The sequence below is a fragment of the Paenibacillus sp. JT22N7 genome (assembly GCF_059383875.1).
Map to the genome: position 1 here is coordinate 94,187 of NZ_JBXENY010000016.1, position 17,098 is coordinate 111,284.

A 17,098-nucleotide genomic window follows, 5' to 3' on the forward strand; every position below is an offset into this window, starting at 1 on the left:
TCGAGACTATTCAAATTTTACCATTAATTACTATAATTAGAATGTAATCTACTACAATATGGAAGGAGTATTTTGAGATGAATGATTTTATAAAGCGGCATTTGGTCTTCGTATTATGTTTAACGCTTGTCTTGTCAGCTGGGACAATCGGCTTTGTTTATCCGGCAAGCGCAGCGACGCTATTGGAGGACAGCTTTGATGGAGGAGCAGGCAATTGGACATCCACTAGCGGAAGCTGGTCCGTCGTTCAAGACAGCGGCAATGCGGTTTATTCCCAATCGGGCACAAGCGAAGGCCGAACTTCTGCTGGCAGCCAGACATGGACCGATTATGCGGTGGAGGCGGATGTAAAGATCGTTGATTTTAATGGATCGACTAGAACGTATGTTGCCGGCAGATACGTGGATGGCAATAATTTTTATGCAGCGTCCTTGTATAACAGCAGTGGAGGCACACTTGAAATTAGGAAAAAAGTAAGCGGTTCCACGACAACTATAGCGAGCAAAACGAATTTTGGCCTGGCAACGGGTGTATGGTATAAGGTGAAGCTCGAATTGAGTGGAACGTCCATCAAGCTTTATGTAAACGGCCAGCTTGAGCTCTCGGCTACGGATTCCAGCTTGGCTGCGGGTGCAGCGGGTTTGGTAACTTTTAAATCTATTGCTAAGTTCGATAATGTAAGCGTTACCAACTCGGGCTCGGTGCCAACGACACCAACACCTTCGCCGACAGTGGCTCCAACCCCGACTCCGACGGTGCAGCCAACCCCGACTCCATCCACTAGCCCGACGACTGCTCCAACACCGACACCAACGCCTTCTCCAACATCTGGGCCGACCAGCGAATATCAACTAACTGGGTTTTCCGCAGGCAACACAGGGGGAGGCAGCATCGCCGAAACCGATTCCCAATATATAAAAGTTTATAATGCAACAGATCTAGCCGCTGCGCTAAAGAAAGGCTCAGGCTATAAGGTCGTCGAAATCATGAACGATCTCGATCTTGGCTGGAACGAAATTCCGGCGGCAGCGAAAGTCTCGCCGTTCGCCTCTCACAACAGCGCATTAACGCACCCGGTTCTACTTAATACGGGCGTTAGCAAAATTACAGTGGACGGCTTTACGGACCTGACGATTTTCTCCGCCAACGGCGCGAAGATCAAGCATGCTGCTTTTACCTTCAAGAGAAGCACGAATGTCATCATTCGCAATCTCGAATTTGATGAGCTGTGGGAATGGGATGAAGCAACCAAGGGAGATTACGACAAAAACGACTGGGATTATATCACAATCGAAGAAAGCAGCAAGTTTTGGATCGACCACTGTACGTTCCACAAAGCATATGACGGACTGGTCGATGTGAAAAAAGGAAGCAATGGCGTCACCATTTCATGGTCCTCCTTCTTAGGCGATGACGGCAGTAAAGGCAGCTGGGTCACCCAGCAAATCAATGCGCTGGAAGCGAATCAGTCGGCTTATCCTATGTATGCTTTTTTAAGAAGCAGTGCAGTAGGACTGAGCAAGGATGACATTATCGCGGTTGCTGCCAGCCAGAAGAAAGGGCATCTGGTGGGCTCAACCGAATTTGCCAGCGATAATGCAGCGCTTGAAGTGACGCTGCATCACAACTATTATCAGGATCAGCAGGACCGGATGCCTCGCCTGCGGGCTGGAAACGTCCATGCCTACAACATCGTTATGGACAGCGCAGGCGCTTGGAGTGCCAGATCACGGATTACTTCGGCGATGGAGACAGCCATTTCCGGCAATGGTTATCATTTTGGCGTAACGAGCAATGGAGCGATTTCCACAGAAAATGGTGCTGTGCTGATTGAGAAATCAGTCATTATTGATGTTTATTACCCGCTTCGCAATAATCAGAAGGATGCCAGTCTTCCTGACTATACGGGGAAAATCGCGGCTATAGACACGATCTATTCGCTGGATGGAACAACCTTTAGAGGAAATAGCGATACAGCGGGAAGCCCGCTTTCTCCAGTTCCAGCAGCGATCAAGCCTTTTTCCTGGAACGGATTCACAACGCTTCCTTATAGCTATACAGCTGATGATCCAGCGACATTGAAAGCAAGGCTCGTGGCTGCAAATGGCGCGGGTGCGGGCAAGCTGTCGTGGGCTAAAGTGAACTGGCTGCAAACGAGCTAGGCATCCTGCTTTGGCAGCAGTTGCTGCAATAGGCTTGGAGGAAAGAGCAAAGGGGACTATAATCGCCTTTGCTCTTTCTTATGTTTATTTCAGTTTGCCAATCGTTCACTTAAATGTATAATGATTATTCGAGGTGATGACGATGGCAAGATCCAAGGAATTTGAAATCAATGAAGTATTAGATAAAGCCATACAGCTATTTTGGGTACAAGGGTACGAGAAAACTTCAATGAATGAACTGGTTAACTTTATGGGCATTCATCGTAGAAGTATTTATGATACATTTGGGGATAAGCATGCCTTGTTTATAAAAGCTCTCGAACGATATGAAGCTAAGCAAACGAATAGAATGAAATTTTTGGTTGAAAAGCGAACGCCGGTAAAGGAAATCATCCGGGAGTTGTTTGAAGCGACAATAAAAAATGAAGGGGAACCTCTTGGGTGTTTTCTCGTGAATTCAGGCGTGGAACTGGGCGTGTTGGATCCAGAAGTTGCATCCCTGGTGGATGAGAGTTATTCACGGACTGAGGAATTGTTGACTAACCTTGTTCTGGAGGGCCAGCAATCGGGTGAGATCAAGGCTGGCCTTGAACCTGAAATGATTTCTCATTATTTAATGAATGCGTGGTTGGGGCTGCGTACGCTGGTCAAGACAACATCGGATCAACAAAAATTCAACAATATTATTGCTATGACACTGTCCGTTTTAGATTAAAAGGGTCATGCCAACATGATGGGCAAAAGGAGTGACCTAAATGGAAGCTGGTTTGTTTCTGTGATACAAGTTCCCACTTGTCCCTCTAGTGCAAGAAAGAGCTTGTATCTTATGCCTTGAACAAGCCAAGGAATGCCGCTCCAAAAGCAATATTTTTAGCCATAAAAAAATTCGTTACTGTTCGTTCTAAAATGGCTATACGAATAGCAAGTTAGATCTAACTGTTTTTTACCCTAATAAGAATGATCATTCTAAAATTGTGCTTGAAACTCATTTACACTAATCTGCACGTTATGAAGGAGAGAATAGGATGAAGTATACCGTTATTACAGGAGCAAGCTCAGGGATTGGATAAATTAGAAGAGCTTAAAACGGCCATTCAGGAAATAGATCCTAGTGTAAATGTTATTGTTCAAACAAGTGACCTGTCTGTTACAGATCAGGCTTACACTTTGTATAGCAAGCTAAAGGAATACGAAATAGACACTTGGATTAACAATGCGGGGCTGGGAGAAGCCGCTTTTGTAGCAGATCAGAATTTAGATAAAGCCCAAACGATGCTGCGTGTTAATATCGAATCCTTGACGATCCTTTCTACCCTGTATGTGCGAGATTATGCAGATGTCGAAGGAACTCAGTTAATTAACGTCTCATCCGCGCTCGGTTATGCCATTGCTGTTGGGAATGTTGCTTATTCAGCATCTAAATATTATGTTAGTGCCTTCACAGAAGGGCTTGCAAAAGAGCTAGAACTGAAAGGTGCCAAACTAAAGGCAAAGGTTTTAGCACCGGCTATAACAGAAACGGAATTTCTAGAAAGCGGCACAAATACAGAATTATTCAAAAAAAATTCAAGTGGAATTAAATGATGTTGATATACCACAGATCAATAGCCATGAGGTACTTGTCAAAGTAAAAGCTGCAGGCGTAAACCCACTGGACATTCTTAATCTGAATGGCAGTGTGCGGATGATTGCCGACTATAAGCTGCCATTCACTTTAGGGAATGAACTATCAGGCGTTATTGAAGCCGTTGGTGATAAGGTATTGAATTTTAAGGTAGGTGACCCTGTCTATACGAGGCTGCCGCTTAATAAAATCGGTGCTTTTGCTGAATATGCGGCCGTGAATGAAGATGCTTTATCCATCATGCCTGACCATTTGTCTTTTAATGAAGCGGCTGCGGTCCCCCTTACTGCCTTGACTGCTTATCAAGCCTTGCATAATGTACTCCATGCCCAGCCGAAGAAAAAGCTTTTCATTCCCGGAGGAACCGGAGGATTCGGCGCTATGGCAATTCCCATTGCCAAATCAATGGGATTATATGTGATTACAAGTGGCAGTGAAAGAAGCTGCATCGATTCAAATATAGCATGCGGAAAAAACTTGGTGCGGCAGTGGAGGGTATAGCTTTAGGTTAGGTGTGGGCTAGCATTCACCGAGGGTTATTCCACTAGTTCGTTGATATTGTGTAGACCCTGTGAAAAGCGCTTCAAAAAGGAAATACCGTAATGGGAGTCAGGGAAGGCATTATTATCGACAACATTCATGATATTAATATTTAAGAGCAATAAAGAGAAGGAGCAAGGGCAGTTAAAGCTGCCTTTGCTTTTTTTGCTAGTACTGTTAATTGTACATCTCTAATTGTGCTCCCAATTGCACATCTCCCTTTCATTGCTTGCTTTGTCATAGCAAGGTAAAATTAAGAATAAAAGACGCAGCTTTTATCAGGTTGGTAACAGGGGAGGGGGAGTAGCGGTGTACAAGGTTCTCTTGGTTGATGATGAATGGCTCATTCTTGACGGCATTTCCTCCGTGATGGATTGGGCTCGGCTAGGTACACAATTAACAGGAACAGCGCAAAATGGTTTGGAAGCGCTAACAAAGTTGAGGGATAATCCGCCGGACATCGTTATTACCGACATTCGAATGCCGGGCATGGATGGCTTGCAGCTCGTAGCTGCTGTTGCGGAGCAGTATCCCGGTATCTCTTTTATCATGCTGACCGGCTTCTCGGAATTTGATTATGCCAAAACAGCTATGCAGTATGGGGTGAAGCATTATTTGCTGAAGCCGTGCAGCGAGGAAAGCTTGGTGGAGGCCATCACGGAGATCGTTCAGGAGAAGAAGGAACGGGCCAGCCAGGAGAGCTTCGTGCAATCAATCAAGTATGATTTAGAGCGCGTGTTGCCGCATGCCAAGGAGCATTTTCTAAAGGAGTTCGTAACGAATAAAACGTATGGCGTAAGAGAATGGCAGTATTTTGGCGACCTGTTCGGGCTGCATTTTCAAACGCAAAGCGTACGCCTGCTGCTGGTGGAAATCGAGGGCGAGCATGAGTATGAGCATCTGTTTGCCGTGAAAAATATATCCGAGGACATCTTTCCTAACCCCATACTCAGCTCTACCGTAGGCCAGCATGTTCTTCTGCTCATGGAAGACGAGCTGTCCGAGGCGCAATTTTTCGAGAAAATTGACAGCATCCGCGCCACCTTCACGAAATATTATCATTTTGACCTAACCGCCGCCCTCAGCGAGGCGGGAGAGCTGGCGCAGGCGCGGCGCTTATATACGCAGACGCTTGTCTGCTTGAACCATCGATTTTATCTCGGTGAAGGCAGTCTTATTATGGAGCGCGACATTTCCCCATCTGGGGAAGGGGATCGTTCTGAATGGGAGTATGACCAAGAACGTTTAATGACAGCAATTAAAGCAGGGCATTGGGCAGAAGCGGATAAAGAGCTTCAGCAAATGTTTCAAATGCTTTCTGAGCTGCGCTATGACATATCCACAACGAAATCCTATTTGATCCAGATGTACATGGAAATGATTCGGCTGTGTGGATCTTCCGAGATGAAGGCGTATATGGATAAGCTCCCGGGTTTAATCGAAACGAGCACCTTGCAGTCTTTTCAACAATATGTGATGGGCATCGCCCAAGAGATTGCTCTCCACAACTATGAGCGGAATCGATGCAGGCAGTCGCAGATGGTGCTTCATATGAAAAATATTGTCCAAAGCCGCTTCAAGGATGAATCGCTGACTTTGCAATCTATTGCCGGGGAGATTTATATGAATCCGGATTACATAAGCAAAATGTTCAAGAAGGAGACAGGCGAAAAATTTACGAACTACATGATGAGCTTTCGGATTCAAAAGGCGCTGGAGATAATCGGCCAAAGCGAGGAATTTACAATAGCGGCGCTGGCTGAGGAAACGGGTTTCGGCGGCAATTCGTCTTATTTTAGCAAAATGTTTAAGAAGTATACCGGATTTTCTCCTTCGGAATATAAGAAAACGCCATAGGCTTATCGTTTACACCCTGAAGTCGTCGAGATACGACTGCAGGGTGTTTTTTTGCAAATATAAGCATTTATATTTCTCGGATTGAAACGCGCCGTGCCGCCAAAGGACGGCGTTAGCCGTTTCACCACGGTTTTGAACATAAAACCATCGGAAATGAACATGTGAAAAGAGAAGCCGTACTTGTATATTTATAAACATAAATATTAATCGATTAACATTTAGGGTGGGGGCAGAAGAATGGAGTTGAAGCTGGAGGAAGAGCAGCAGCAGGCGCTCAAGGGCAGCAGAGCTAAAACAAGCAAACTCGTTTTCCTCAAAAAGGAATGGCTGCGGAATAAATATGTATACCTCATGTTAATTCCGGTCCTAGCGTATTATTTCATTTTCCACTATGGACCGATGTACGGCTTGTTGATGGCTTTTCAAAAATCTTATAGCCCAATCAAAGGCATTTTGGAAGGAAAATGGATCGGCTTTGACAATTTTACGATGTTTTTTAACAGCTATTATTTTTGGCGAATTATTAAAAATACGTTGATCCTCAGCTTTTACAGCATTTTGTTCGGCTTTCCGGCACCGATTATTTTGGCGCTGCTGCTTAATGAGGTCCGCAAAAAGTGGTTCAAGAGCACGGTACAGACGATCAGCTACATGCCCCACTTCATTTCGGTCGTCGTTGTTGTCGGAATGCTGAAAACGTTCTCGTCGCTCGATGGCGGCTTGTTTAATGTCATTCGCAGCTTCTTCGACCTGCAGCCGATTATGTTTCTAGCGGAGAAGGATATGTTTCGGCCGATGTACATTCTTTCGAACATTTGGCAGGGGGCGGGCTGGGCCTCGATTATTTTTCTGGCAGCGCTCAGCAATATTGATACCCAGCTCTATGAAGCGGCGAAGATGGATGGGGCTGGCAGGTGGAAGCAGCTGCTGCATATTACGCTCCCGGGCATTATGCCGACGGTTGTCATTATGCTGATTTTGCGTTTGGGTGCGGTTATGAACGCCGACTTTCAGAAAATTTTGCTCATGCAGACGGCACCGACCTATGAAACGTCAGACGTCATATCCACTTTTATTTACCGTTCCGGCATTTTAGAAGGCAACTATACGTATTCGACCGCTATTGGATTAATTAACGGCATTATTAATTTCTCGCTGCTGTTAATGGCCAATGCGATTAGTAAAAAAGTGAATTCGACCAGTCTCTGGTAAACGGGAGGTGACCTATGAAACGCTCGTCAGGGGAATATGTTTTTGACTTTTTCAATGTGATTATGCTGTGCTGCATTATAGCCGTATCCTTTTATCCGATGCTGTATGTGCTGAATTCTTCTATAAGCGATCCAGATCAATTGCTGCGCTCAAGGTCGCTCATGCTGCTGCCCGAAGGCTTCCAGCTTGAGGCTTATAAATATGTGTTTCAAAATCCGAAAATTTATAACGGCTACTTGAACACGCTCTTTTATGTCGCAGCAGGAACTCTGGTTAATTTGCTAATGACGGCTTTTGCCGCCTATGCGCTATCCAGAATGGATTTATTCGGCCGAAAAACGTTTATGCAGCTCATTACCTTTACGATGTTTTTTGGCGGCGGCATGATCCCAAGCTTTCTGCTCATTCAGAATTTGGGACTGGTGGATACTCGCCTGGCGATGATCATCCCTGGTGCAATCAGCACCTTCTACTTCCTGATTATGAAAACAAGCTTCGAGAGCATTCCGATAAGCTTGATCGAATCCGGCAAGCTGGATGGAGCTAATGATTTTCTAATCTTATTTCGTATCGTCCTGCCTTTATCCAAATCGATTTTGGCGGTCATGTCGCTGTATTATGCTGTAGACCATTGGAATGATTATGTGGGCCCGATGCTCTACTTGCGAAGCCAGGAGCTGTATCCGATCCAGATTGTAATGCGGGATATTTTAATTAGCAGCAGTACGGAGTCGATGGGTGCCGGCGTGGACACAGGCTTTGCAATCGGAGAAAACATTAAATACGCCACGATTATTATTTCTACGCTGCCGATTATGCTGGTGTATCCGTTTATTCAAAAGTTTTTTGTTCAAGGCGCTTTAATCGGTGCCGTGAAACAATAAAAATCAATTATTTTTTGGAGGCGATTTGGGTGAAAAGAAAAATGGGGTTGGTCATTTTGTCCTCGGCGCTGCTTGTCGGCCTGATGTCGGCGTGTTCGCAAAACAATGCGCCAAATGAAGGAGCGGCAGCAGGCAGTCCGGCCAATGCAGGGGCGTCCAGTCCAGCAGCCGGAGAAGAGAAGCTGACGGAAATACCGCTGCCCATTACGAATGAAGCGTTCACGATTAATTATTGGCGTGCGAATGATGCGAAGCTGACCGCCTCGATGGACAACTTTGGGGAAATGGCCTCGTATAAGAAAAAGGAAGAGCTGACGGGAATCAAGGTGAAATTTACCCACCCGCCGCTGGGACAGCAAAAGGATCAGTTCAACCTGCTCATTGCAACGAAGGAGCTTCCAGACGTCATCTACTACAACTGGGCGGATGCAGTAGGCGGTCCTGAGAAAATGATCGAGGACGGGCGGATTATTCGCTTGAACGAGCTGATCGACCAATACGCGCCAAACCTGAAAAGCATTATTGAATCCGATCCGGATGTGTTGAAGCAAATTGCTCTCGATGACGGCACGATCTATATGTTCCCGCTTCTGAAGCTGGATGCGCTCAAGCTGAATGCGACAACGGGCCCCATCGTGCGCAAGGACTGGCTTGATAAGCTCAATTTGAAAACGCCTACAACGATTGATGAGTGGCATACGGTGCTTAAGGCGTTCAAGGAACAGGACCCGAACGGCAACGGCAAGCAGGATGAGCTTCCGTTTACAGGCAACTGGGGACCGGGAAATTTGACGAAGCTGCATGATTTTTCTCCAGCCTTCGGAGTCATTGGCGGCTTCGAAATGAAGGGCGGAAAAGTGGCTTTCGGGCCAATCGAGCCTGAATACAAAAGTTTCCTTGAGACGATGGCAGCTTGGTATAAAGAAGGGCTGATTGATCCGGAAATTATGACGAATGACGGCAAAGCCTTTGACTATAAAATTACGAATAATTTAGCCGGCTCCTACTTGGGCGGTGTGTTCAGCGGCATGGGCAAATATTTCAACCTGATGAGGGATACCGATCCGGATTTTAATCTGACAGGCGCTCCATGGCCGGTATCGCCGGATGGCAATGCCTACGCGACCTTCAATATGAACAATAAGGTGCTGACCTATGGAGAAGCGATCACATCAAGCGCCGATGAAGACAAGCTGAAATATATCGTGCAATGGATGGATTTTAATTACAGCGCGCAGGGCAGCGACTTGTTCAACTTTGGCATCGAGGGCGAGAGCTACGAGAAGGACGGCGATGCTATCAAGTTTACGGGCCTCATCACCGACAATCCGAACGGCTTGACCTATGATCAGGCGCTGGCTTCTTATGCGCTATCGATTATGGATGGCCCGATCAATCAGGACAGCAAATATTTGGACGCCCTCTTGTTCGATCAAGGCCAGCGGGATGCCAACACGGAGTGGATGAAAGCGAGCTCCGAGCTGACGCTTCCTCCTATCCGCCTGACGTTGGACGAAGCAAGCACGGTCACTTCCATTATGAGCCAAGTCAATACGTACTTGAACGAGACGATGACAGCGATCATTAACGGGCAGAAGCCGATTGCCGAGTTCGACAAAATGGTAGAGACGATTAAGAGCATGGGCATTGATCAAGCTGTCGAAATGCACCAAGCGGCTTACGAAAGATACCAAACGAAATAAGCGGCAGCGTGAAAAATGCATAAACGGATGAAGGCTGCTGTATGGGGCGTAAAACGCCCCAAAGTAGCCTTTTCTTCGTGAAAATAGAGCTCCGGGTTCCGCTAGTGTATCTGGTTTTTGCCGAGTATGTTATATCTAGTGTATGACCTATGCAAAGGAGCGCTTTTTATAATGGCGGTATATCGGAATCTGAGCATCAAGCGAAAAATGTTTCTCATGATCTTTCTGATCATGACCCTTATTATTACGATTGCTTACAGCTCCTTATATTATGCCTATTCGATTTATGACAGACAGCTATATGACAAATCCTATCGACTCTTGAATTTATCGTCCACCACGATAGATATGGAGCTGAAGAAGCTGGAGTCGATGTCGCTCACCATTATTTCAGATTCACAAATTCAGCGAGGATTAAAGGATTTGCTTCAGGACGATGCAGAATATGCCGGTTACATAACCCGCAAGAAGATAACCGATCAACTGTGGGCGCATATTAGCAATGCTGAACGTTATGTGCAATCTGTTCATCTTATCGACTCCAGACAGCGGGTCAGCAAATATGGGGACTCCCCATCCTTCTCAGAGAAAAAATACGCCCGCATGATAAAAGAAGCTGTAGCGGGAAAAGGCGAAGTCCGCTGGCTTTACCCGGATGATTCCGACCCTATGCTAATTATGGTCAGGGAGGTGCGGGCGTATGAGCCTTTGACGCTGGAGCCCATCGGCATTTTATTTTTGCGGATTAATATTGAGAGATTAGTGGAGGACTATGCAGGCACGGCGAGTCAGAGTAGTGATATTTTGCTTAAATCAGGGCAGGATGTCATCTATCCGTACGGGCAAATGCCAGAAGGTGTGGCTGTTGCCTTTCAGCCGCTAAAGGCGGGAGACGGCTACGAGATCAAGAAGGTGAACAACGAGCCGACCTTTTTGTCGCAGAAAAAATCCTCTTATACCGGATGGATGTATTATAATATCGTCCCGTACAATCATATTTTTAAAACGGTCGTGTGGCTGAAAAATTCGCTCGTTATCGTCTATAGCCTGACCTTTATTGTCGTTGTTGCCATCGGGATGGCCTTTGCCCGCAGCTTGACGAGGCCCATTCGCCAGTTGATCAGCCAGATGAAGGAGGTGCAGTATGGCGACCTGGAGAGCATGGATGCCAGCATGTCCGCACCTGCTTTTCAGCAAATGGATGAAGTAGGGCTGCTGCAGCGAACGTATCGAATGATGATTACTCGCATTAATACGCTGATTAAAGAAAATTACGCCAACCAGCTTATCATTAAGGAAACGGAGTTCAAGGCGCTTCAGGCGCAAATTAATCCTCATTTTTTGTATAATGCGCTCGATTCTATCCATTGGCTGGCCAAAAAAAATGCGCAGCAGCAAATATCCAGCATGGTCGTCTCGCTTGGTTATTTGCTGCGCTCCTCAATCAGCTTAAAGCAAAATGTGATTACGGTTGCCGAGGAGCTTGAAACGGTGAAGCATTACATTACGATTCAAAAATACCGATTTCAAAATCGGCTGGATTTTCATATGGATGTGCCTGCTTCCTGTTATGCCGCTGCCATCCCTAAGCTTACTTTGCAGCCTCTATTGGAAAATGCCGTGCAATATGGTTTGGAGCCTATGATTGAGCCCTGTACGATCCGGCTTTATGCGGAGTGGGGGGAAGGGAAGCTAGCGCTTATTGTCGAGGACGGCGGGCCGGGCATGGAGGAAGCTTATGTGCAGCGTGTGCTGAGCGGAGAGGCGGAGACGCGGGGGAACGGGATTGGCATTTTGAATATTAAAAATCGGATCAAGCTCGCATTCGGCGAAAGCTATGGGCTAGGAATTGACAGCCGGGCGGGGGGCGGAACGAAAGTCAGCGTCCTTATTCCGCTTGTGCAGGAGGATTAAGCAGATGATGCGAACGACCATCCGAATTGGCATAATGCTTGGCTTGCTAGCCGCTCTCTGGGGCTGCATCCCGGGGGATTCCGACCCATTGAACAAGCTTAAGGAGGAGCCGATTACGCTTCGCATCGCTTGGTGGGGCAATGAATTTCGCAACAACGCAACGATCGAGGTTATCCATATGTATGAAGAGCTAAATCCGCATATTAACATTGAATTTGAATACAGCGCTTTCAATGAATATTGGAGAAAGCTCGCGCCGTACGCGGCGGGCAATGCGCTGCCGGACATCATTCAGATGGACATTTCGTATTTGTCCCAGTACAGCTCGCTTGATTTGCTGGAGAATTTGGAGCCGTATATTCGAAGCGGTATCATAGATGCGTCCTCCATCAGCGAGAGCCATCTGTCCAGCGGGAAATGGGGAGACCAATTATACGGCATGAATTTGGGCGTCAATGCGCTATTTGCCGTATATGACCCAGAGGTTTTCAAGGCCAGCGGCGTAGAGCCGCCTACCGCCTCGTGGACCTGGGAGGATTTTGACCAGATGGGAGAGCAGCTCAAGGGCACAGGCGTTTATTTAGGAACGGTATTTACGCCGGAGCAGTTTTTTGCTTATTTTCTTAGACAGCATGGCTTTACCTTGTTTGCAGAAGATGGCACTAGTCTAGGTTATGAGGATGACAAGCTGTTTATCGACTATTTTGGACGAATGCAAAGGCTCGCGAAGGATAAACTGATATTTTTGCCCGATATTTGGACGTCCGATATTAATAAATCGGACGCAGACCCTTTTTTTAAAGGGGAGGCTCTATTAGGCTGGGGCTATTCCAATCAGTTCATCAACATCGTGGAGCATTACGGCAAACAGCTGGCTATCGTGCCGCTGCCTGGGCCAAACAGCAAGCAAGGGTTATTTTTGAAGCCGGGCATGTTTTTTTCGATTTCCAAAAATTCAAAAAATAAAGAAGAGGCCGCGAAATTCATCAGCTTCTTCGTCAATAATTTAGAGGCAAACAAGCTGCTGCAGGGAGAGAGGGGCGTGCCCGTATCTTCCCAGTTAAAGGAGCAGCTGAAGCCGTTCGTTAAGCCTGAGCTTGCGCAAATCTTTGAATATCTCGATTGGGTGGAGAAAAATAGCAGTCCCATGGACCCGCCGGACCCGGTCGGAACGGCAGAAGTGACCGTGGTGCTGCGTGATTTGCATGACCTGCTGCTATTTGGCAAAATAACGCCCGAGGCGGCGGCCACCGAGTTTCGGGCGAAGGCAGGCGAAATATTGGCGCGCAACAAAAAATAAACAATATCTAATGTTATAATGACTAGTAGACTGACGGAGCTAGAAGGGTGATAGCATGAGTGTAATTCGGTTGGAAAATGTGACGAAGAAATATGAAGACGCCATGATTTTTCGCGATATTTATTTTCGCGTGAGCCAAGGGGAGCGAATTGGCCTCATTGGGCGAAATGGAGCCGGCAAGTCGACGGTATTCAAGCTCATTATGGGCAAAGAAGAGCCGACAAGTGGCAAAGTGGAAATAGATCCAAAGGTGAAAATTGGGTATTTCTCGCAGTTTTCAGAAATGCGCGGAAGTCTGTCCGTCCAGCAAGAGCTGGAAATGTGCTTCGAGCAGGTTGCTCTGATTGAACGGGAGCTGCAAGCGGTTGGGGAAAAGCTGGGCTTGGTATCGGATGATGGCGAAATGAATGAACTGCTGGCAAGGCAGGCGGAGCTTTTCGAGCAAATGGACCATTTGGATGGCTGGAACGTTTCCGTCGAGATCAACACCGTTCTGACGAAGCTGGGCTTCAACGACCGTTCACGCCATCAGCCGATTGATGAGCTGTCTGGAGGCTGGAGAAACCGTGCGGCTTTAGCGAAAATGCTAATTGAGCTGCCCGATGTTGTATTGCTTGACGAGCCGACAAACTACTTGGATATGGAAGGCATTGCGTGGCTGGAGCAGTGGCTTTACCGGTTTAATGGCGCCATGATCCTGATCTCTCATGATCGGCAGTTTATCGACAAGGTCGTCACGCAAATTATCGAGATTGAAAATTATCATTTTCAGCCATACGACGGCAATTATACGGACTATATTCGTAAGAAGAAGCTGCGCAAGAAGGAGCTGGACCGCCAGTTCGAGTGGGAGGAAGAGCTGCTGCTCATGGAGTCGGAAGCGATCGACAGCCGCGCCAGCAAAAAATCGTCCAAAGACCGGTTATCCCGCAAATTGGCCGATAATAAGAAGCGGGTCGAGCCGAATCCGGTGAACGTGCTGATTACGGATATTTATGAGTTGCTGCGTTTCCCGGACAAGCTGTGCGAGGTTAAGCAAATCGGGCAAAGCTATGAGGAACGCGCTATTTTTCAGAACGTCAGCTTTGACATTCAGAAGGAGGATCGCCTCGTCATCGTTGGCCCGAACGGAAGCGGGAAGTCCACGCTGATCAAGGTGCTGACGGGGCAGGAGAAGCCTGAATCCGGCGAGGTCACCTGGGAAAAAGGGGTCAGCTACGCGTATTTCAACCGGATGTGGGAGGAGCTTGATCCTAAGGATACAGTGAGCCACGCCGTCAATACGTATGGTCTAGGGCTCGATGCGCCGCGGAAAAAGGTGAACAAATTTCTGTCGATGCTGCAATTTTCCGAGATGGATTTAAGCAAAGTGATTGGCAGCCTGTCCGGCGGCCAAATGGCCCGGGTTGCATTGGCGAAATGCCTGCTTTCGGGTGCAGCCGTCATCATATTGGATGAACCGACGAATCATCTGGATTTAACGAGCATACAGGTGATGGAGCAGGCGCTGATACATTTTCCCGGCGCTGTTGTGACCGTAAGCCATGATCGGTTTTTCATTGATAAAATTGGCACGAAGATGCTGGTGTTCGATCCGGAATTGGGTATTACCCAGCAAAATTTATAGCAGCGAATGGGCTGGAAAAGCTCAAAAAAACGGTACTTCATCAAAGGATGGAGTGCCGTTTTTTTATTGAAATATAGAGAAAGGATATCTAACGCGATCCTTTCTCTATATTTCTCAGAATGAAACGCGCCGCGCCGCTACAGGACGGCGACGGCCGTTTCACCTTGAAATATAGGAAAGGATATCTAACGCAATCCTTTCTCTATATTTCTCGGAATGAAACGCGCCGCGCCGCTACAGGACGGCGACGGCCGTTTCACCTTGCGCCAGCGCTTCTTCTGTTATTTTACGAATATCGATGGGGGAAAGAGTGCCTTCATGGATAATATCTGGCAGGATGTGCTCGAGGAAATACTTCACGCAGTGGAGGTCGATATTTTTGATTTTAATTAACGCATAACGGTACATGACGATAAATTCCTTCTCGGTATTGCCGCGCTGGAGCTCAGCGAATGCCTCGTAGACCTGATCCATTTTATCAGCAACTTCCAAAATGAGCCCTTCTACCGAATGGTCTTTGCCCTCGCGCAGCTGTCTGCGGAAAATAGCCTGAAATTCCTCAGGAATATGGTCCTGAATAAAATGCTCGACCATGCCATCCTCAACCTGCTGCAGCATCGAACGCAGTTCAAGGGAATAATGCTTGACGGGCGTTTTAATGTCTCCAATAAAAATTTCCCCATAATCATGGCTGCTCGTAATTTCATAAAGCTTCTTCCAATCAATCGTGACGCCGTGCTGCTCCTCGATATCGGCAAGCGTCTTGGCGTACTGGACAACTTTCCAGGAGTGAGCCGACACGCTGTGCTCTTCGAATTTGAATTTGCCAGGGGTGCGGATAATGCGTTCCAAATCGTTTAGTGATCTAAAGTACGTATGAATGCCCATAAGTGCCATCATCCTTTATTTAGTTGAGTATGATTCGACTATACGCCAGTTATGTCAGCTCAGGATTAACGCCGTGTGACGCTCAGGTCAATTTTCAAATCCATTGATAGCGATTCTCAATGTTGCTATACTGAGAGGATAAGCTGGACAAGGCTCGAAAGCATGGAACGGAGGCATCATGTACGATAATCAACCCCCAAAGACGGATTTATTAAGCATTCGCCGCTTTATGGAGCAGCATTTCAATGAGCCGATATCTGTGGGACAGCTGGCAGAGATGGCCCATATAAGCCCTAAATATTTTGTGGATTTGTTCAGAAAAACATATGGGCAAAGCGCCATTGATTATTTGACCGACCTGCGCATCAACAGGGCAAAAAGATATTTAACGGAGACGGACTACCGTCTGCGGGAAATTGCCCACAAGGTAGGCTACAGTGATGAATTTTACTTCAGCCGCAAGTTTAAGAAAGAGGTTGGCGTATCCCCCTCCGCCTTTGTGACCCGTCCCAGACAACGCATTGCGGTATGTTCTCCTTCGCTTATAGGGCAGCTGCTTGCGCTGGGCATTATTCCGGTTGCTGCGCCGCTCGATTCAAAGTGGACGCCTTATTATTATAATGTGTACCAGATGAGCATTCAGGTGCATATGCGCTATGGGGATTTGCAGCGGCATGAGGAATGGGACAAGCTGACGAAGGTCCGTCCCGACGCAATCGTAGGCTTCGATCATTTGCGCGATGAAGAAAAGCAGAAGCTGGGCAGCATTGCCCCTGCCCTATTCGTTGATAAGGGGCAGAAGGATTGGCGAGAGCAGCTTCGTCAAATGGCCTCTTTTTTAAAAGGCGAGCAGCAGGCGGAGGAATGGATTGATGGATATGGGCAGAAGCTGGAATCGGCCCGGACGAACATCAAGCATGCCGTGCAGGAGGATACCTTTGTCGTATTGCGGATATATGGGAAAAAGGTGCATGCCTACTGCAACCAAGCTATTTTTGAGCTGCTGTATCAGGAGCTGCAATTGTCTCCGGCCTATGAGCAGGCTTCGTTGTACAATGTGGAGCTAACACTGGAGCAGCTCAGCCATCTTGACCCGGACCGCTTGCTGATAGTAGTATGCCCTGAGGCAGAGTCGCGCTCGTACTGGCTAGCGCTTCAACATAACAAGGAATGGCGGGCGCTCAAAGCGGTTCGCAATCATTTTGTCTATCTGTTGCCTTCGGACCCATGGTTCGAATACTCAGCCATAGCGATGAATCGGATGCTGGACGAGATGCTGCTGCTCCTAACCGGATATTGTCCAAAGGCAGGAACGGATAAAGTCCATGGAGACTGCATAGGGCATCCTTTATAATTCTCCTAAGTGAGAATTGTTATCATAGGAGGG

The 17,098-nt window shown here is 47.2% G+C and carries 11 protein-coding genes and 2 pseudogenes; 12 read left to right on the forward strand and 1 reads right to left on the reverse strand.

The window, feature by feature from the left end; translation table 11 throughout:
* Window positions 1-77: 77 nt before the first annotated feature.
* The 11 genes and pseudogenes from AC50Y5_RS30770 to AC50Y5_RS30820 all read left to right on the forward strand — a co-directional run bounded on the left by AC50Y5_RS30770 (window position 78) and on the right by AC50Y5_RS30820 (window position 14,823).
* The gene (locus AC50Y5_RS30770) at window positions 78-2,162 is read left to right on the forward strand and encodes a pectate lyase family protein (protein WP_494865371.1); all 2,085 of its coding nucleotides are present in this window, start codon (window positions 78-80) and stop codon (window positions 2,160-2,162) included.
* Window positions 2,163-2,304: 142 nt separating this feature from the next.
* Window positions 2,305-2,877: a TetR/AcrR family transcriptional regulator gene (locus AC50Y5_RS30775; RefSeq protein ID WP_494865373.1), complete on the forward strand. Its 573-nt coding sequence runs from the start codon at window positions 2,305-2,307 to the stop codon at window positions 2,875-2,877.
* Window positions 2,878-3,187: 310 nt separating this feature from the next.
* Window positions 3,188-3,719: pseudogene (locus AC50Y5_RS30780) on the forward strand (SDR family NAD(P)-dependent oxidoreductase); the annotation flags it as partial.
* A pseudogene (locus AC50Y5_RS30785) lies at window positions 3,706-4,227 on the forward strand (NADP-dependent oxidoreductase); the annotation flags it as partial. The pseudogenes AC50Y5_RS30780 and AC50Y5_RS30785, both read left to right, overlap by 14 nt.
* A gap of 408 nt (window positions 4,228-4,635) precedes the next feature.
* Window positions 4,636-6,183, forward strand: coding sequence for a response regulator transcription factor (locus AC50Y5_RS30790; protein WP_494865375.1), 1,548 nt, complete (start codon window positions 4,636-4,638; stop codon window positions 6,181-6,183).
* A 237-nt stretch (window positions 6,184-6,420) separates the two neighbouring features.
* A complete protein-coding gene (locus tag AC50Y5_RS30795) occupies window positions 6,421-7,395 on the forward strand; it encodes an ABC transporter permease (RefSeq protein ID WP_056031437.1) in 975 nt (324 codons plus the stop codon).
* Between the two features lie 14 nt (window positions 7,396-7,409).
* Window positions 7,410-8,279: a carbohydrate ABC transporter permease gene (locus AC50Y5_RS30800; RefSeq protein WP_494865377.1), complete on the forward strand. Its 870-nt coding sequence runs from the start codon at window positions 7,410-7,412 to the stop codon at window positions 8,277-8,279.
* A 29-nt stretch (window positions 8,280-8,308) separates the two neighbouring features.
* Window positions 8,309-9,982, forward strand: coding sequence for a type 2 periplasmic-binding domain-containing protein (locus AC50Y5_RS30805; protein ID WP_494865379.1), 1,674 nt, complete (start codon window positions 8,309-8,311; stop codon window positions 9,980-9,982).
* A gap of 171 nt (window positions 9,983-10,153) precedes the next feature.
* Window positions 10,154-11,896, forward strand: coding sequence for a sensor histidine kinase (locus AC50Y5_RS30810; RefSeq protein ID WP_494865381.1), 1,743 nt, complete (start codon window positions 10,154-10,156; stop codon window positions 11,894-11,896).
* A 4-nt stretch (window positions 11,897-11,900) separates the two neighbouring features.
* Complete coding sequence (locus AC50Y5_RS30815; protein ID WP_235533067.1) at window positions 11,901-13,196, forward strand: ABC transporter substrate-binding protein; 1,296 nt, start codon at window positions 11,901-11,903, stop codon at window positions 13,194-13,196.
* 55 nt (window positions 13,197-13,251) lie between these two features.
* Window positions 13,252-14,823: an ABC-F family ATP-binding cassette domain-containing protein gene (locus AC50Y5_RS30820; RefSeq protein WP_494865383.1), complete on the forward strand. Its 1,572-nt coding sequence runs from the start codon at window positions 13,252-13,254 to the stop codon at window positions 14,821-14,823.
* A 234-nt stretch (window positions 14,824-15,057) separates the two neighbouring features.
* On the opposite strand, the gene AC50Y5_RS30825 is transcribed toward AC50Y5_RS30820, so the two are convergent.
* Window positions 15,058-15,711, reverse strand: a complete 654-nt coding sequence (locus AC50Y5_RS30825; RefSeq protein WP_056031420.1) for a YfbR-like 5'-deoxynucleotidase — start codon at window positions 15,709-15,711, stop codon at window positions 15,058-15,060.
* 178 nt (window positions 15,712-15,889) lie between these two features.
* On the opposite strand from AC50Y5_RS30825, the gene AC50Y5_RS30830 reads away from it, so the two are divergent.
* Window positions 15,890-17,065, forward strand: a complete 1,176-nt coding sequence (locus tag AC50Y5_RS30830) for a helix-turn-helix domain-containing protein (protein ID WP_056031417.1) — start codon at window positions 15,890-15,892, stop codon at window positions 17,063-17,065.
* Window positions 17,066-17,098: the final 33 nt, after the last annotated feature.